General features: G+C 52.8%; 17 protein-coding genes. 11 read left to right on the top strand and 6 right to left on the bottom strand.

The features are described from left to right. The first annotated feature begins 50 nt into the window (after positions 1-50). On the top strand, positions 51-254 hold the full coding sequence (locus tag KNO58_RS00730; RefSeq protein WP_214751166.1) for a hypothetical protein: 204 nt from the start codon (positions 51-53) through the stop codon (positions 252-254). A 14-nt stretch (positions 255-268) separates the two neighbouring features. Here the strand turns inward: KNO58_RS00730 and KNO58_RS00725 are convergent, their stop codons facing one another. Further along, positions 269-766, bottom strand: a complete 498-nt coding sequence (locus tag KNO58_RS00725) for a DUF305 domain-containing protein (protein ID WP_214751164.1) — start codon at positions 764-766, stop codon at positions 269-271. Between the two features lie 173 nt (positions 767-939). Between KNO58_RS00725 and KNO58_RS00720 the strand changes: the two genes are divergently transcribed. From KNO58_RS00720 to KNO58_RS00710, 3 genes are all read left to right on the top strand, one after another. After that, on the top strand, positions 940-2,394 hold the full coding sequence (locus tag KNO58_RS00720; RefSeq protein ID WP_214751162.1) for a UDP-N-acetylmuramoyl-L-alanyl-D-glutamate--2,6-diaminopimelate ligase: 1,455 nt from the start codon (positions 940-942) through the stop codon (positions 2,392-2,394). Positions 2,395-2,470: 76 nt separating this feature from the next. After that, complete coding sequence (locus KNO58_RS00715; protein ID WP_214751160.1) at positions 2,471-3,148, top strand: response regulator transcription factor; 678 nt, start codon at positions 2,471-2,473, stop codon at positions 3,146-3,148. After that, entirely contained in the window at positions 3,145-4,539 is a 1,395-nt protein-coding gene (locus tag KNO58_RS00710) for a sensor histidine kinase (protein WP_214751158.1), read from the top strand. Before KNO58_RS00715 ends, KNO58_RS00710 begins: the two co-directional genes overlap by 4 nt. 38 nt (positions 4,540-4,577) lie before the next feature. On the opposite strand, the gene KNO58_RS00705 is transcribed toward KNO58_RS00710, so the two are convergent. Both KNO58_RS00705 and KNO58_RS00700 read right to left on the bottom strand, forming a co-directional pair. Beyond that, the gene (locus KNO58_RS00705; protein ID WP_214751156.1) at positions 4,578-5,534 is read right to left on the bottom strand and encodes a F510_1955 family glycosylhydrolase; all 957 of its coding nucleotides are present in this window, start codon (positions 5,532-5,534) and stop codon (positions 4,578-4,580) included. 60 nt (positions 5,535-5,594) lie between these two features. Further along, positions 5,595-7,451, bottom strand: coding sequence for a heavy metal translocating P-type ATPase (locus tag KNO58_RS00700; protein ID WP_376778138.1), 1,857 nt, complete (start codon positions 7,449-7,451; stop codon positions 5,595-5,597). A 283-nt stretch (positions 7,452-7,734) separates the two neighbouring features. Between KNO58_RS00700 and KNO58_RS00695 the strand changes: the two genes are divergently transcribed. The 6 genes from KNO58_RS00695 (at position 7,735) to KNO58_RS00670 (ending at position 12,781) form a co-directional block, all read left to right on the top strand. Next, the gene (locus KNO58_RS00695) at positions 7,735-9,234 is read left to right on the top strand and encodes a multicopper oxidase family protein (protein ID WP_214751154.1); all 1,500 of its coding nucleotides are present in this window, start codon (positions 7,735-7,737) and stop codon (positions 9,232-9,234) included. Positions 9,235-9,260: 26 nt separating this feature from the next. After that, entirely contained in the window at positions 9,261-9,842 is a 582-nt protein-coding gene (locus KNO58_RS00690) for a YdhK family protein (RefSeq protein WP_214751151.1), read from the top strand. Positions 9,843-10,269: 427 nt separating this feature from the next. Next, complete coding sequence (locus tag KNO58_RS00685; protein ID WP_214751149.1) at positions 10,270-10,959, top strand: M23 family metallopeptidase; 690 nt, start codon at positions 10,270-10,272, stop codon at positions 10,957-10,959. Positions 10,960-11,162: 203 nt separating this feature from the next. Next, positions 11,163-12,329, top strand: coding sequence for a sensor histidine kinase (locus tag KNO58_RS00680; protein ID WP_214751147.1), 1,167 nt, complete (start codon positions 11,163-11,165; stop codon positions 12,327-12,329). A gap of 91 nt (positions 12,330-12,420) precedes the next feature. Then, a complete protein-coding gene (locus KNO58_RS00675) occupies positions 12,421-12,567 on the top strand; it encodes a hypothetical protein (protein WP_021066172.1) in 147 nt (48 codons plus the stop codon). A 49-nt stretch (positions 12,568-12,616) separates the two neighbouring features. Further along, positions 12,617-12,781 (top strand): hypothetical protein, encoded by a 165-nt coding sequence (locus KNO58_RS00670; protein ID WP_214751145.1) that lies wholly within the window; start codon positions 12,617-12,619, stop codon positions 12,779-12,781. A 53-nt stretch (positions 12,782-12,834) separates the two neighbouring features. Here KNO58_RS00670 and KNO58_RS00665 read toward each other — a convergent pair whose 3' ends face one another. Continuing rightward, entirely contained in the window at positions 12,835-13,731 is an 897-nt protein-coding gene (locus KNO58_RS00665; RefSeq protein WP_260570652.1) for an AraC family transcriptional regulator, read from the bottom strand. Positions 13,732-13,967: 236 nt separating this feature from the next. On the opposite strand from KNO58_RS00665, the gene KNO58_RS00660 reads away from it, so the two are divergent. After that, complete coding sequence (locus tag KNO58_RS00660) at positions 13,968-15,077, top strand: sensor histidine kinase (protein ID WP_214751143.1); 1,110 nt, start codon at positions 13,968-13,970, stop codon at positions 15,075-15,077. A 61-nt stretch (positions 15,078-15,138) separates the two neighbouring features. Here KNO58_RS00660 and KNO58_RS00655 read toward each other — a convergent pair whose 3' ends face one another. Continuing rightward, positions 15,139-16,752 carry a glycoside hydrolase family 13 protein gene (locus KNO58_RS00655; RefSeq protein WP_214751141.1) on the bottom strand — a complete coding sequence of 538 codons (1,614 nt, stop codon included), beginning with the start codon at positions 16,750-16,752 and terminating at the stop codon, positions 15,139-15,141. Between the two features lie 54 nt (positions 16,753-16,806). Further along, positions 16,807-17,457, bottom strand: a complete 651-nt coding sequence (gene pgmB / locus KNO58_RS00650) for a beta-phosphoglucomutase (protein ID WP_214751139.1) — start codon at positions 17,455-17,457, stop codon at positions 16,807-16,809. Position 17,458: the final 1 nt, after the last annotated feature.

Raw genomic sequence — 17,458 nt, 5'->3', positions numbered from 1 at the left:
CGCCTCGGTTTTTTCTTATGTATACTGGAGGAAAGGTTTGAGGAGGATATATGGATTATTCAACGACAGAACTGACGGAGGCGAAACGACAAATCGACTCGATTCTCCACAAACTGAACGAGACGGTGACGACGCTCGAGGCGAAAGAAGAGCCTACCCGCTATAAATCACAACTGACACTGGCGAAACGGCGCATTCACGCGCTGACGATTGCCGTCGCATTGATAGAGGCCCAACTTCATTCTGACACATGACAACAGCGACCGATTCACTCGGTCGCTGTTGTTGTCGATTTAGCTTCTTTTGCTGCTTCCTCTTCTTCTTTTTCTAACTCTTCAATCAATCGCTTCATCTCTTCGATTTCACGTCGTTGTGCTTCGATGATGTCTTCTGACAACTGTTTCACGCGCGGATCCTCAATCTCCGCCCGCTCGCTCGTCAAAATGGCGATCGAGTGGTGCGGAATCATCGCCTTCATCCAACTAACGTCATCGACCGTCGTCTGGCTCCGAACGAGCCATAGCGAGAGCCCGAACACGAGCGCGCTCACACCTAAGATGATGGTGTTCAGCTTCTTGTTTTTGTACATGCCCCACATGAACAGCAACATGACGAACGCCATGACCGAGCCCATGATGAGCGCCATATACAGGCGTGTCTGACTGAAGAAGACGTGGTCGAGTTGGAACACGTTCAAATACATGAGCCAATACATGAGGAATGTCGACACGAGAATCATCACTCCGAATTTTGCGTAAGGTTTCATCGTCTACTCCTCCTTTTCTGATGGTCTGTCTAAACCATTGATTGCCTAAACCAAATTCGTTGAAACGTCGAAGAAGCGCTCGCGACATGCCCCCTCTTCCTCATTTCACTTCTTTTTCACAAACGACGGCTATACTGTCAAAATGGACTTTGCCAACAAAGGAGAAATTCGAAGTGTTGAAAACCTTGCAAGACCTGTTGACGGAGCTGAAACAGCTCGTCACATGGACGTATTTAGACAATCCTGCCGAAACGATGATTGAGGGCATTTCCTTCTCTTCTAAAGAAATCAAACAAATTTTTTTATTTGTCTGTATCTCGGGCTATCGCCACGACGGCCATGATTACGTGAGCGAGGCGATTCATAACGGCGCGGTCGCCATCGTCGCCGAACGTCCGATCGAGGCCCGGGTGCCTGTCATCTATTGTAAAGACACGAAACATGCCCTGGCCGAGCTCGCCAATGCGTTTTATAATCATCCATCGACGCGACTTCGTCTGCATGGCGTCACCGGGACGAACGGAAAAACGACGACGACCGCGCTCGCCCATCAATTGTTTGAACATATCGGGATGTCAGCCGGACTCATCGGCACCCTCGGCATCACGTACGCCGGGAAGACGTTTGAGACGCCGAACACGACACCTGACCCGTTGACGATCAATCGCCACCTCCATGCCATGGTCGAAGCAGGTGTCACCGACTGTCTGATGGAAGTCTCGTCTCAGGCTATCGCGGAGGCACGGATTTCCGGCTTGGAGTTCGAGACGACTTCGTTCCTCAATCTGTCCCATGACCATCTGGACTATCATGGGACGATGGTGACGTACGCCTACACGAAAGCCCAGTTGTTTGCCCAGTTGAGGGATTCAGGGTGTGGCATCGTCAATGCCGACGATTCGCATCACGCGCTCATGCTGTCGCTGGCACCGTCCGCCGCCGACTCTTTTTTATTCAGCCGTCAGTCGACTGCCGCGAATTTGGTCGGGCATCGAAAAGACGAGCAGTTCATGCTCCAGTTAGGCGACGAGGTGGCGCAATCGCCCCTTCCGTTCCATGAGGACTATAATCTCGATAACACGTTGTGCGCCATCAGCATCGTCCTGCAAACCGGAGTTCCGTTGGCAGAGATACTGCCTCATATTAAAAAGTTGACGTTGCCGAGCGGACGCCTTGAACGCGTGACCAGAATCGAACAATCGGTCTATATCGACTATGGACATACGCCGGACGCCATCAAACAAGTCATGACGGCATTGACGGCCCGCTATCCTCGTGTGCTCGTGTTGCTCAGTGCTGCCGGTGAACGTGACCGCATGAAGCGCAGCATCATGACCGAGGTCGTCGCTGCTTCAGGCGCGGATGTCATTTTGACGGTCCATGACCCACGGCACGAAGATCCGCAACGCATCCTCGACGATTTGGCGGCCGGGTCATTTGCCGAACTGGTCCAATTCGCTGAACGTGAAGCAGCCATCCGGTTCTTCTGTGACCAGCTGGCGGGATATGATTGTGGCGTCATATTCGGAAAGGGACATGACCGCGTCGAGCGCATCGGAGACGAGGCCGTACCGTTCGACGAACCCGCACTCGTCCGACGGTTTCTTCAATCGCCTAAACTGCCCTGAAGGACAAGGAGAACGTTCACCGTCTCTCGAAACCGTTACGTAGATGAGACGGCTCAGTATCATAGGAGGACCACATATGAAAATTTTGATTGTCGATGACGAAATGAAGATGAGACGGTTGCTCCGTCTATTCTTAGAAGGCGACGGCTACACCTGTATCGAGGCAGCTGACGGACGAGAAGCGATGGAGTTGCTTTCCGAGCGTCCGGACTTGGTCATGTTAGACATCATGATGCCCGGTGTCGACGGCATCACATTGTGCCGCCAAATCAAGGTGCTCGATGCCGAACTACCCGTCGTCTTGCTGACGGCTCGGTCGGACAGTGAGACGACGATTCGCGGGTTGGACGCAGGCGCCGACGACTATGTCACGAAGCCGTTCGAAGGAAATGTGCTCCTGGCACGGATTCGCGCGGTGTTGCGACGGAGCCGTGTCACCAATGTGAACTATGGACAGTTGCGCTATGACGAAGCGAGCGGACGGATCCTCTATCAAGAACAAGAAGTCGTCATGACGCCGAAAGCGACGGCCATCTTGAAACTGTTTTTGCAACATCCGAACCGGCTATACAATCGCATGGATTTATACGACTTGGTGTGGCCCTACTCGTCCGAGTCGGATCCGCGCACGGTCGATGCCCATATCCGCATGATTCGCGACAAACTCGGCGAGGCTGGCTTCCCGATTGACGATTATTTGAAGACGGTGTGGGGGCGCGGCTATCGCTGGACCGAGGAGCGGTCGGACACATGACATTCCGACGCAACAGCCTTCCGTTCCGGATCAGTCTGATCTTTTTATTGACGACGTTATTGATTGAAGGGGTCTTGTTCTTATTGCTCTACCATACGCTCCTCGGTGAACGTGTCGTCGAAGAGATTAACCGACTCGAATCGAGGGCGGAAAGCCATGCGAGCGTACTGGCGATGAGTTTTAACGAGGAGACGATCGATCACGTCGCGACGATGGAGAGCGAGACCGACACGAAAGTCGCCATCACCGCTCCCGACCACTCGATTCTACAGACATCCAACCGCTTCCCCGATCCGCTCTCGATGCTCGTCCAAGCGGAAGCAGAGCGAGGGGATGCCGATGTGACGACCATCCTCGAAGACGATTGGGAGAACGAACCGTATCTCGCGGTACGGACCCCGATTGATGCGATGGAAAATGACACCCGTTACGGGTATGTATATATGTTTCTACCGACCGAGATTATCCATGGCATCAGTCATCGGCTCCAGCTCCGGTTTCTGTATATCACCGGCATCGCCCTCGTCATCACCATCATGACGTTCGTCCTGCTGAGCCGCTTGATTTCAAATCCGATTCAGCTGTTGCGCCGAGCGACCGAGGATGTGTTGACGAATCCTGAGACGTTGACACTGCCGACGTCCCGAGAGGATGAAATCGGCGAATTGGCCCGCTCGATTGAAGCGATGTCGCTTGAACTGGCTCGTCTCCGAAAAGAACGGAACCAGTTCTTGTCCGACCTCGCCCACGAGATTAAGACGCCGCTCACGTATCTGCAGGGATATGCCGAGATTGCCTCGAAGCCACAGACGCCAGAGCCGTTAAAAGCGCAGTCGATTCAGACGATTCTCGAGGAGAGCCAAGCGTTGACCGAGCTCGTCGAGAACGCGTTCCAGCTCGCCCAGTTGGACGAGAACACGTTCACGTTGCATCGCGAACCCGTGGCGGCAAATGAGCTATGCGAGGATTTACGAAGAGTACTCGATACGATGTTTCGAGTGACACCGATTGCGTTCGCCAGCAACACCGACTGTTCCTCCAAAGACGTCGTCTTACAGTTAGATCGACATCGCATCTTACAAGTGTTCCGCTCCATCGCCCACAATGCGATTCAGCATAGCGAAGCCGCTCATGTCCAATTCGATATGCAGCTTGCCGAGGAGACGCTCCACTTCACGATTCAAGACGACGGGAAAGGCATTCCTCAAGAAGACCTGCCTTACATCTTCGATCGCCTGTACCGGGTCGAAAAATCACGCTCCCGCCGTACGGGTGGCAGCGGGCTTGGGCTTGCCATCGCCCATCAAATCATCCGGTTGCACGATGGGACGTTGACCGTCGCCTCTGATTCATCCGGGACGACGTTCACCATCACGCTTCCGCTCCACTAAAAAGTATCCGGCGCCTGACTCAGGCGCCGGATACTTTTTCAGTTCACTTTCCCTGCTTGCAACAGTTGTGTCCATTCGTCGTCTTCATAGACGTATACACTGTTGTCCGATGTCGCTAGCAACAGTCGTTCGTCTTGGAAGACCAGTTCGACTGGGACGCTGTCCGCGTTCAGCGATGGCAGCTCAATGGTCGTCTCCGTCTCGTCGGTCAAATCCGAGACCACCAGATTGAACGAGGTACCTGTTTTAGCGATATACGCCAGTTGCCCCTTTGCTGTGGCCATCATGACGATATTTCCTTGATCGTTGAACGCCTCGAACATGTCTCCCCCGTCGCTCGAGACGAGGATGCCGTCCGGGCCATAGACGAAGACGCGTTTCGGTTCGCTCGCATCGGCCGTGATGCCGGCGATGCCTCGACCTTCGATCCCGTCCATCTTCATCGGCTCAAACGACGTACCACCGTCGAGCGACCGATAAAAACCTGGTTCGAGTTCACTCGTCGCCGTTTCTAAATACACGTAAAGGCTCTCGGATTCGAAGCCCGCACTCATGTAGTGAAAATCAGCCTCGCCCTCTAGCGAGCGAATCTCGAGCGTCTCCCCTTTATCGGTCCCGCGGACGACACCGAGCGGATTTTTATACGGTGAATCCTGTGCCGGGTGACCGCTCGCATAGAATCCGTCTGCGACGAGCTCGAAGCCCATATAGTCGTGTCGGTTCGACGACAATTCGTACCAGCCGTCTTCTCTGAATTCCATCAGTCCCGTATGCGTCGCGATGACCGGACGCCCGTCTGGCCAAAAGCCGGCACCGTGAATATGGGAGACCGCGGTGCCTGTTTTTGTCGCTGTCCAGCGGTCCGGCACCTGTTCCGTCGATGTCTCTTTTTCTTCCGTGACCGGTTCCGTCGACTCGCTCGCTGGTGTCGCGCCCCCACACGAGGCAAGGAATACTGTCATTATGAGCGTCGGTATGAGTAATGTTTGTTTCATTATAGAGTCCCTCCATCTTTAGCATCTTCCTCATTATAGAGACCAAAGATGAAAAACTTGTTAAAGCTTGAGCGTCCGCGCATTGAGCGCGACGATGACGGTACTGAGACTCATGAGCACGGCACCAACCGCCGGTGACAAGATGATGCCAAGCGGTGCCAGCACACCGGCCGCGAGCGGGATGGCGACGATGTTATAGCCAGCGGCCCACCACAGATTCTGAATCATCTTGTTGTATGTGTTGCGAGACAAGTCGAGAATCGACAGCACGTCTTTCGGGTTGCTCCGGACGAGGACGATATCGGCCGTCTCGACGGCGACGTCGGTGCCGCTCCCGATGGCAATGCCGACGTCCGCTTGGGCCAAAGCCGGTGCATCATTGATGCCGTCCCCGACCATCGCCACTTTGCTGCCGTCGGCTTGGACGGTTTGCACTTGCCGTGATTTATCGTCCGGCAACACTTCGGCGTACACTTCCTCGATATGAAGTTGCGACGCCACCCAGTCAGCCACTTTTCGATTGTCACCAGTGAGCATGATGGAGCGGACGCCCCGGTCTTTCAACGCTTGGACCGTCTCTTTCGCTTCATCGCGAACCATATCCGCCAAGGCGATCATCCCGACCAAGTCCCCGTCTCGAATCGTGAAGACGACGGTCTTCCCGGCGGCGGATAGCCGGTCGAACGCCGTTTCGTCAATTGAGAGCTCATGCTCCCGAATATAACGGGGGCTGACGACTTGAACGTGACCTCCCTCTACCTGTCCTTCTAATCCGACACCCGTAATCGAAGCGAAATCGACGACTTCAGGCAACGTCAACTTGCGTGCTTCCGCTTCCCGAAGAATGCCTCGTGCGAGCGGATGCTGAGAGGCCGTCTCGACCGCGGCGGCCAGACGTAACACGTCCTCTTCTGTATGAGAAGATGCGGCTTCAATATCCGTCACCCCGAAATCGCCTTGCGTCAACGTGCCCGTCTTATCGAAAATGACCGCATCGAGACGACGCGCCTCTTCGAATTGGGTCCGATTCCGAATCAACAGTCCGCGTTTCGCCGACAGGGCTGTCGAGACCGCCACGACGAGCGGAGACGCGAGACCAAGCGCGTGCGGACATGAGATGACCATGACGGTGACCATCCGTTCGACGGCCATGCTGACCGGGTAACCGAGGGCCATCCAGATGACGAACGTCAGCACCCCCGCTCCGACGGCGACATAAAACAAGAGCTTGGCGGCCCGATTGGCTAGGTTTTGCGTTTTCGATTTGGATTCCTGCGCTTCTTTGACCAAGTCGATGACTTTCGCCAAGTATGTGCTCTCTCCCGTGCTCGTCGTCGAAATCGTCATGCTACCTTCTTGGTTGATTGATCCGGCGATGACGACATCTCCTGTCTCTTTTTCGACAGGAATCGATTCACCGGTCAACATCGACTCATCAACCGTCGTCCGCCCTTTCAGCAGCTCCCCGTCGACAGGAATCTGCTCGCCCGGTTTGACGAGAATCAAATCCCCGACAGCGAGCGCCGAGACGGGAACGTCCTCGATGTCACTCCCGTTGATGCGGTGTGCCACGCTCGGTAATAGACGAACGAGCTGTTGCAACGCGTTCGACGCACCCATGATCGAGCGCATCTCAATCCAGTGCCCGAGCAACATGATGACGATTAACGTCGCCAACTCCCAAAAGAAGTCATGTCCATGCCCATACCCGAACACGATGGCGACACTATAGAAATACGCGACGCTGATGGCGAGTCCAATCAGCATCATCATCCCCGGATTTCGTTGACGCAATTCGTCGATGCTACCTTTCAAAAACGGCCACCCTCCGTAGACGTACACAATTGTCGCCAACACGAATAACGTCTCCTTTTCATAAGGAAACGTGAGTTCGAAACCGGCCCACTCTTGAATCATATCTGACAAGATGAGAATCGGGATTGTCAGCCCTAACGAGACGAAAAATCGACGCTTATACTCTTCAATCATCCCTTCATGTCCGCCGGCATGCGAGTCATGCACTTCCCCGTGTTCATGATGAGATGACGCGTGGTGTGAATGTTCCACGTTGACCACCTCCTATGTATACCATATACCCCTATATAGTATATAAAAACTTATTTTATCGTTTAACAAATATTTCATAACTTGTTGGTATAACTAAATAGGCTCTCGTTTTTAACTGAAAGGATGATGCCTTATGAACCGCGTAACGAAATGGGTCATCGGGATGGGTATAGTCAGTATCGTAATTGGATTGTTCTTGCTTTTGTTCACATTTGCTCCTGGAAACTGGATGATGGGCAACGGTTCATTCATGGGGGATCGACACGATGGTGGTATGATGCATGGCAACAACAGCATGGGACGTGGAGGCACCGTCGAGCTCGTCGCGTCGAACGAACCGAATCAACGACTCCCCATCCCGGAACGGCTACAACCCGACCGTGTGACGGACGAAGCGCTCTATTATACGGTGCGGACCGAACGTGGCGAGCACCGGTTCTTCGATCAAGGTGTCAGTAGCGAGACGCTTGGCTATAACGGAAGCTTGCTCGGACCGATGATTGAATTGCCGACTGGAAAGACCGTCTATATCACTACGATCAATCAACTCGATGAACCGACCTCGTTCCATTGGCACGGTCTCGTCATCCCGGGAGCCGAGGACGGCGGGCCACATCACTCACTCGATCCGGGTGAGCAGAGACAAGTCCGTCTCGATATCGACCAAGAACCGGGCACGCTCTGGTTCCACCCGCATCCGATGGGCGCGACGGCCGAACAAGTATACCTTGGTTTGGCCGGACTCTTGTACGTGACGGATCAAGCGGAGACCGGGTTGCCGAATGAATACGGTGTTGATGACATCCCGCTCATCGTCCAAGACCGTCTGTTCACGGATAACGGGCAGCTCGACTATGACCGCCAGATGAACGTCGATGGGACGGCAGGTGATACGTTGATTGCGAACGGAGCGATCAATACAACGTTCGACGTGACGACGAATTTATTGCGTGTCCGTCTCGTCAACGGTTCTAACGCCCGGAATCTCGACTTCTCCCTATCGAACGGGGAGGCGTTCACTCAAATCGCGACCGACGGCGGATTGCTCGATCGACCGGTTTCACTTGAGACGTTGACGCTCACACCTAGCGAACGGGCCGAGATTTTAATCGACTTTTCCGACTTGTCGCTCGGTGACGATCTCGCTCTTCAAGCTGACGGGATCCCGTTCACGACATTCACGGTGCGGGACCAAATCGAGCAAGACGGTGATTGGACGGAATCTTTTACGGAGGCCCCTGTCGCTAACGAGTCGAGCGAGGCCGATCGCCAGCTCACGTTGTTCGGGATGGGCAATATGGTGACGATTGACGGCAAACAGTTCGACCCTGACCGGATTGACATCAACGTCCGGCAAGGCTCGACCGAGGTGTGGGAAATTTATAACCGAGAAGACATGATGGGCGGGATGACCCACCCGTTCCACGTCCATGGCGTCCAATTCCGGATACTTGAACGGGACGGGAAACTCCCGCCTGAAAACGAACGTGGCCGGAAAGATACCTTCGCCGTTGCACCGGGGGAAAAAGTAAAAATTGAGATGACGTTTCGAGAGACAGGAACGTTCATGTACCACTGCCACATCCTGGAGCATGAAGAAAACGGGATGATGGGACAGTTGAAAGTAGACTAATCACACTTAACTTGGAGGGACTACGAATGAAATGGAATAAGAAACTTGGCATGATGACGATGGCACTCTCACTGAGCGGTTTACTCGTCGCTTGTGGTGAAGACAACACGACGAATACTGATACGAACATGAATGATCAAATGGAAGAGACGATGGACGGGAACGACCATTCAGGAATGGACATGTCCGGGTCTGGTGACGTCCCCGAAGGCTTGAAGTCAGCAGAGAACCCGACGTTCGCGGTCGGCGACACCGCCGTCATCACAGAGGCCCATATGCCAGGCATGGAAGGCGAGAAAGCGACCATCGTCGGTGCCTACGATACGGTCGCCTACAGTATCTCGTACGACCCGATGCACGGGGGCGAGCGCGTCAAAGACCATAAATGGATCATTCATGAAGAGATTGAAGGTGCACAGAACGACCCTTATGAGGTCGGTGATGAGGTGGAAGTCAATGCCGAGCATATGAGCGGTATGGGCGGCACGACTGCTACCATCGATTCTGTCGAAGAGACGACTGTCTATATGGTCGACTTCACGTTAGAATCCGGTGAAGAAGTGACCAACCACAAATGGGTCACCGAGGAAGAATTGTCGGCACCTTAATTGAAACGTGGTCACACTTTCTCAGTAAGAACAGGCAAGCTAAACCGGGGCACATGCCTCGGTTTTTCTTATGTATGGGACGAAGCATTTCAAGGAAGCAACTGACAAAAGGGGTTGATTCTCATCGACCCCTTTTTGATTTAGGCTAAACTAACTTAAATTACCCTGTTTTTCAAAAGCTAAACTACGAGAAAACGGAGTTTTTTTGAATTTTAGGCATATATCCTTTTACCAACAAAACGTTTCGAGTCTCACACCCGTTGATATGACTAGATTTTCACTAGTACATAATCGTTTTCATAACGATTATACTTTTTTGAAATATAAATGACATATTTGAAACTATTTTTTGATGGTAAAATTTTTTTGTAAGGTAATTATCATTGTTTTGTCGCATTGTTACATAATTGAAAGGATTTACCATACCATGAAAAAACAACTTATGACGATCACATTAGGCGCTCTTCTCGTTTCCGGCTTGACACTTCCTGCCTCGACACCGGTAGAGGCTTCGACATCGTATAAAGTCAAAGTCACGACGAATGTTTTGAACGTCCGTACCGGGCCTGCGACGACTTATCAAAAAGTCGGTAGCGCCACACTCGGCCAAACGTTCAAGTATCTAGGCGCGACCGGTTCATGGACAAAAATCAGTTATAACGGCAGCACCAAATACGTCGCAAGTACATATGTAAAAAAATATAGCGCTCCTTTCATCATGCCGACGAAAGGCACGTTGACGCAAGGCTACGGGCCAGCGAACGGCAAGTACGGCTACACATTCCATAATGGCATTGATTTGGCGGCCGCGAAAGGTACGCCAGTCCAAGCAGCAGCAACTGGACAAGTCATCGTCGCCCGCAATTACGGTGCGTACGGCAACCACGTCATGATTTCGCATACGATCAACGGTCAAGCGTACACGAGCGTCTACGCCCACATGGACCGCTTGAACGTCGTCAAAGGACAGACGATTGCCAAAGGCGCGAACATCGGAACGGTCGGCAACACCGGCAACTCGTTCGGAAGCCATCTCCATTTCGAGATTCACAAAAATAAGTATGTCTACAGTAGCTCGACGGCTGCGAATAGCGTCAACCCGTACACGTTGTTCTAATCCTGACACCTTCCTCCCATCCATGAGGAAGGTGTTTTTTCCTAGAATCTTGCGCAATCCGTCCGACAATCCCGATTAGGCACCGTTCCTAGCTAGGTCTATGGGGGGTATAGGGAATCGTCATCGAATGTCGTATAATAAAAGAGTATGTCGAATACTACTTTTGTTTATATATAGCTGTGTACGGAAGGGAGGTTCTCCTGATGAAGCGAAAGTCATTCTATCCAGCTCGCCGATTCTATCGGCACTCACCACTCAAACGTCCGAATCGGATTCACACGCCACATACCATTCCGATTCATTCCATCGTCGAAGAAGCTCAGGATGCGGTCTGTTATATTGATCTCACTCGCAATCACCTCTATACGAACGATGAGCTCCGTGCCATCTGCCCGTCGATGGTCACCCAGCGCTTCTCACGCCCGGAAGACATGACCCGTTTCTTCATGGATGCGTTCGAGCGGAACGGGGCGGACATGACTGATGTGACATCGTTTTGGGACGAGCTCATGACGAACCGGGTCGGTCGTCATCCGAGCATGGACGCGACCTCGCTCCGCATCGGTGAGCGGACGTTGCAGTTGATTTTTAACTTCACGCACACGCCGCGCGGTGTCTTTATCATGTGGCGGGACATCACGGATGCGATTCGCTTTGAGGAGCAGAAAGACGCGTTCCTCGCCGAGCTGTCCCACGAGTTCCGTTCCCCGCTCACGGCCATCAACGGCTACGCGGAGTTGCTCATGTACCAACATGGCGACGATGAGAAGACGCACGGGATGTTGACGCTCGTCAAACGGGAGGCCGAGCGCCTCGAGCGCCTCGTCGATAACTTCCTCGACTATCAGCGCGTGAACTACTCTGTGGAATGTTTGACACTGTCGACGCTCCAATTGCGTCCTCTGCTTGAAGACGTCGTCGCGCACTATGAAGCAACGGCACCGCAGCATGACGTCATCTTATCCGCGGTTGACCTGACCATCGAGGCTGATCAGGAGAAGCTGTTGCAGCTGCTCCATAACTTGATCGGCAACGCCATCAAGTATTCACCGAACGGCGGCACCGTCTACGTCGACCTGACGACCGAGGGCGACACGTCTGTCCTGTCGGTCCGTGACACCGGGATCGGAATCCCGAGCGACGCCATCCCGTACGTGTTCGACGAGTATTACCGGGTCGACTCCGATGCCCACCGGCCAATCAAAGGGACGGGTCTCGGTCTGCGGATCTGTAAACGCATCGCCGAGGCGCACGGCTGGGGCATCCATGCCGACTCGGTGTACGGCGAAGGCACGACGTTCTCCATCCATCTATATCCCAACGGTTCAATACATGCGGCGTCATTCGCCGAGCGAGAGACGTCCGACTGACAGGACTGGCCACGCGCCGGTCTTTTTTGTTGACTGAATCGTCTTCAAACCGGGAACAGACGAGAAGAGAGACGTAGAAAGGATGATTTGAATGAAACGTCAACGTGGTTTTTTGGCACTCCCGGTCGCCGTCGCCTTTATCCTCATCTTCGGGCTGCTGTTCGATAACTGGTGGCTCGGACTCGGCATCGGCATCGCGATGTTCTTCGCATTCCAAGGGACGAAGAAGAAGGCGTGAAACTTTTTTGAGGTGACAGTCGTAGAAACAGGGCAAAGGAGGCATGTCCATGTCTAACAAACAGACGACCGGCAGCTACGCCTTTCCGCTTGCCCTGGCGATCGGTGTCTCAACTGCCATCGCCCTCGACAACTATTTGATTGGGCTTGCAATCGGTGTCGGATTGTATTTCGCGTTTAGTGACCCGCCAAAGAAAGTCGATCATTCAAACTAGACGAACACCCCCGACCGGACGGAATCTTCATTCCATCGGTTCGGGGGTGTCGCTTATCCTCCTGTTCGTTGCTGCCGAATGTCCGCACGTGGGGACATGCCGAACAGGCGCGCATATTCACGGCTGAATTGAGATGGGCTTTCATACCCGACTTGGAACGCCGCCTCCCCGATATCTGCCGACTGCATCAACAACAGACGCCTTGCCTCCTGCAGACGGAGTTGTTTCTGATATTGCAGCGGACTCATCGTCGTCACTTCTTTGAAGTGTCGATGGAGCGACGACACGCTCATGCTCCCGATTTGAGCCAATTCTTCATTTCGGAGCACTTTTGAAAAGTGACGCATGATGTGGTCGATGACGCCTTTGATTTGGAAGGCTCGACTCCCTTCATAAGATAGCTGCGTCAACACATCGCCGAACGGGCCGTTCGCCAATAGATACAGCAACTCTTTCTTATATAGAGGTGCCAGTGTATCGATGTGTTCTGGTCGTTCGACGAGCTTCGCCAATCGTAGCGTCACATCCCGTAACGCCTCGTCGCTCTCCCCGACGAACAAGGCGCGTCGCTCGTCCTCTCCCTCCAAGATTCGCTCGGTCGAATGTCCGACCGCATCAATCAAATCATCCAAAGTAAATTCGACCATGATGGCGATATACGGCGCTACTTCCGTCGCCACCGTCACTTGACCGATGACCGGCAAATCGACCGAGGCCACGACGCTGTTGCCGCCTCGATAAATGAATGTTTCGTCACCGAGCAACACTTCTTTCTCACCTTGCAAAACGAGACAGAACGACGGCTTGTTCACGCGAGAAATTGGAGGTGCTACGAAGGACTGGTGAATGAAATACAGCGAGGGGACTGCCATCTGGTGAATCCCATCATCTGTGATTGACCGTTGGACCACGTCAATCATGTTTTGGATGGATGGTTCGATAACGTTCACGCTCCTTCATGTGATTTCTCTCAGTATACTGTATCAAGATTAGAAACAATCCGTTTCATTTCTCGAATTGAGCAAAATAGGCAAGAATTCGACTGATTTTCGATAACAACTGAAGCGTGGAGCACGCTATGCTTATTGGACCTGAACTATAAACATATATAACAATCACACATATATCTGCCTACTAATCAAACCATTTATGTCTTGGACATCTTTTGCTGAAAGGAGACCGCACGATGACCGAGCGGCATTTTGATTCGAACGAGCGGTCGGCCGATGACATGATTGTCGACACGACCCCCACATTCCCCTTCATCGATCAAGCCATCGATGCGGTATGTTATATCGACTTCACGACGAATCATTTTTATGCGAACGACCGCCTCCAAACGTTCTTCCCGACGCTTCAATCTTCCTCGTTCCCTACCCGATTGGCACTCGCGAATCACCTTCAAACGACGTTGCATCGGTATGGGTGTCCTGCCGACCAGGCGGCCGCATTATGGGAATCGGTCGTCGCCGCACAGCACATCACTCCGTTCCATGCAGGCGAACGGACGTTGACAATCGGCGAACGCTCGATGGCCCTCTCGTTGTACTTCATCCATCCGCGGACCGGTGTGTTCGTCGTCTGGCGCGACACGACCGCCGAAGTGAGACAACTGGAACAGCAGCACGCTTTTCTCGAGGAATTCACGCGAGAAGTACAGCATCCGCTGACATTGATTTCAAGCTATGCCGAACGACTGTCAGAACACCGGGACCTCGACCCATCGGCACAAGACTTGCTGCACGTCGTCCGTCGGGAGACGGAACGATTGGAGCATTTGCTCACCAGCTTTTTAGACTATCATCAACACACGACGCATGGGAAATTGACGGTGACGACGTTCCTACTCAATCCAATTTTACACAACCTATGCGCCCACTATACGACCCTATCCCCGTTTCACGACATCACACTTTCCGCACCAAAACCAGTCGTCATCCAAGCAGATGTCCAAAGCGTCTTACAGCTGTTACACAATTTGATTGGTAACGCCATCCGCCACTCGCCAGAAGGCGGGGGCATCCATCTCAGCTTGACGGACGCAGACGAGACAATCATCCTCAGTGTCCAAGATTCCGGTCTTGGCATCCCACCTCACTCGTTGCCACGTTTGTTCGACGCGAACGGACTCGATCAAGCGGAACTTGGTCTCTTGTTCTGTAAACAAATTGTGGAAGCCCATGGTTGGGGCATTCACGTCGAATCGATATACGGCGAAGGGACGACACGTCTTGTTGATATGCATCCGATTGATGTGATGAATATGAACAACATTCATGATGAGCCTGACCGATAATTTGCCCACATCATGAGAAATAGGTCACGCGCAGCGAGTCTTGCTGTGCGTGACCTATTTCTCATTGAATCGATTGGTCGCTATAAATTCTTGCTTCATGAGGGAATAAGCGTTTCGTCTCATTTGACACGTTTTGTAAGACGAGTTGCAAACCGTCCACATGGATTGGTAAGTCTTGTTCAGTATCTGAATGATTCAAGACGATGATGAACCGCTCGTCTCCTAACGTCCGTTCATACATATGCAACGACTCGTCTTGCGGAAGTAAATCTGTAAAGTCGCCGTAAACGAGCGCCTCATGTGATTTCCGCAGTTGAATCAGCTGTTGATAATAACGGAATATAGAATCCTCTCGCTCTAAGTCCGCCTCGACGTTCAGCTCGACGTAATTCGGATTGACGGTCATCCATGGTTTTCCTCCAGTGAAGCCCCCTTCCGCATGACCGTTCCACTGAATAGGGGTCCGTGAATTGTCGCGACTGAGCAGTTGCAGGCTCGCCAATACTTCTTTCGCATCTCTGCCTTTCGCCACTTCTTCGTCGTACCGATTCCGCATCGCGATATCCTGATACTCATCAATCGAGTCGAACGTGACGCCGGTCATCCCAATCTCCTCGCCCTGATAGATGTATGGCATGCCCGGAAGCGTGTGCGTGAGCGTGGCGAGCAGCTTCGCCGAAGCGACGCGATGTTCCCCGTCATTGCCATATCGAGTCACTTGGCGCGTATGATCGTGATTGTTCAAGAACTGTGAGTTCCAGCCCCGCCCTTTCAACCCTTCATGCCAATCACGTTGAATCGCTTTGAACCGCAACATGTCCCACGTCGGCATCTCGTCGGCGATTTGGAAATGGAACAACGTGTCGAGTTCACGACGCGACTCATCGACATAGAGCGCACCCTCGGCCGGCGTCACGAACGGGATTTCGCCGACCGTCATACAATCATAATGTTGTAGCACTTGGTCATGCATCTCTTGCAGATAGTCATGGATGCCGGGATTGTTCGCCAAATAACTCAAGTCATACGGGTTGGCCACATCTGACAAGTCCTTCCGTTTTGCGAGCAAATTGATGACGTCCATCCGGAATCCGTCGATGCCTTTGTCGAGCCAGAAGCGCATCATGCGGTAAATCTCGTGCCGCAACGCTTCATTTTCCCAGTTGAGATCCGGTTGCTCGACGGCGAACGAGTGATAGTAATACTGTTCGCTTCCCGCCTCATACTCCCAGCAGGACGGTGCAAAGTACGAGCGCCAGTTGTTTGGTGCTTTCCCGTCTACCGGGTCATGCCAGATGTAATAGTCTCGTTTGGGTGAGTCGGCCGATGCTTTCGCCTCTAAAAACCACGGATGTTGGTCAGATGTATGATTGACGACGAGGTCGAGGATGACTTTGAGCCCAATCGCGTGCGCTTCTTCCAACAATCGCTCGAAGTCCTCCATCGTGCCCGCCTTGTCCATGACCCGGTAATAGTCGGCGATATCATAGCCGTTGTCCTTGTCCGGGGAGACATAGAACGGGTTCAACCATACGACGTCCGCCCCGAGTTCTTTGATGTACGGCAACTTTCGGCGCACCCCTTCTAAATCACCGTAGCCATCCCCGTTCGTATCGAGGAAGCTCCGCCAGTATACTTGATAGACGACGGCCTCTTTCCACCACGTTCGTTTCATCCAATCTCCTCCTCATTAAAAATGCCTCGAGCGTCACCACTCGAGGCTTTGTTTTCAAATCCGCGTCAAGACGTTGTCGAGCGTGAGACCGGTCGTATCCGTGAAGACAATGTCCGCTTCGGTCAATACAAGCGGATCGCCGATACCGACGGCGAACATGCCTGCCGCATGGATTGCTTCAACTCCCGCGACCGCATCCTCGACACCGACACAGTCTTTCGGATCGACAGCTAACGCTTCGGCTGCTTTCAAGAACACTTCTGGATGTGGTTTCGAGTCTACGACGGTTGCCGCATCGACGATATGGTCAAACGCATGGAGCAAACCGAGTTGGCGTGTCACCATATGTGCATTCTTTGACGCCGACGCCATCCCGACCTTATAGCCTGCTTCTTTGAGTTCGCTCAACAACGCCTCAATTCCAGGCAAAATATCATCACTCGTAATCTTTGAAATGAGCGTTACATAATGTTCATTCTTTTTCGTAGCGAGTTGCTCCTTCTCTTCGGACGAAAAATCGTTCTCCCGACCTCCGTGACGAAGGATTCGTTCAAGTGACTCGGTCCGACTGACTCCTTTGAGCGTCTCATTGAATTCACGGTCAAACGGGATACCGAGGTCTTCGCCGAGTGCCTTCCAAGCCAAATAATGATATTCGGCACTATCGGTGATGACACCGTCTAAATCAAAAATGAAAGCTTTCATC

It is taken from the genome of Exiguobacterium sp. J17977 (assembly GCF_018616375.1).
In the GTDB taxonomy this organism is placed as follows: Bacteria; Bacillota; Bacilli; order Exiguobacteriales; family Exiguobacteriaceae; genus Exiguobacterium; species Exiguobacterium mexicanum.
The sequence above is the reverse complement of the archived record's forward strand: the minus strand, read 5'-3'. Positions and strand labels throughout refer to the sequence as shown.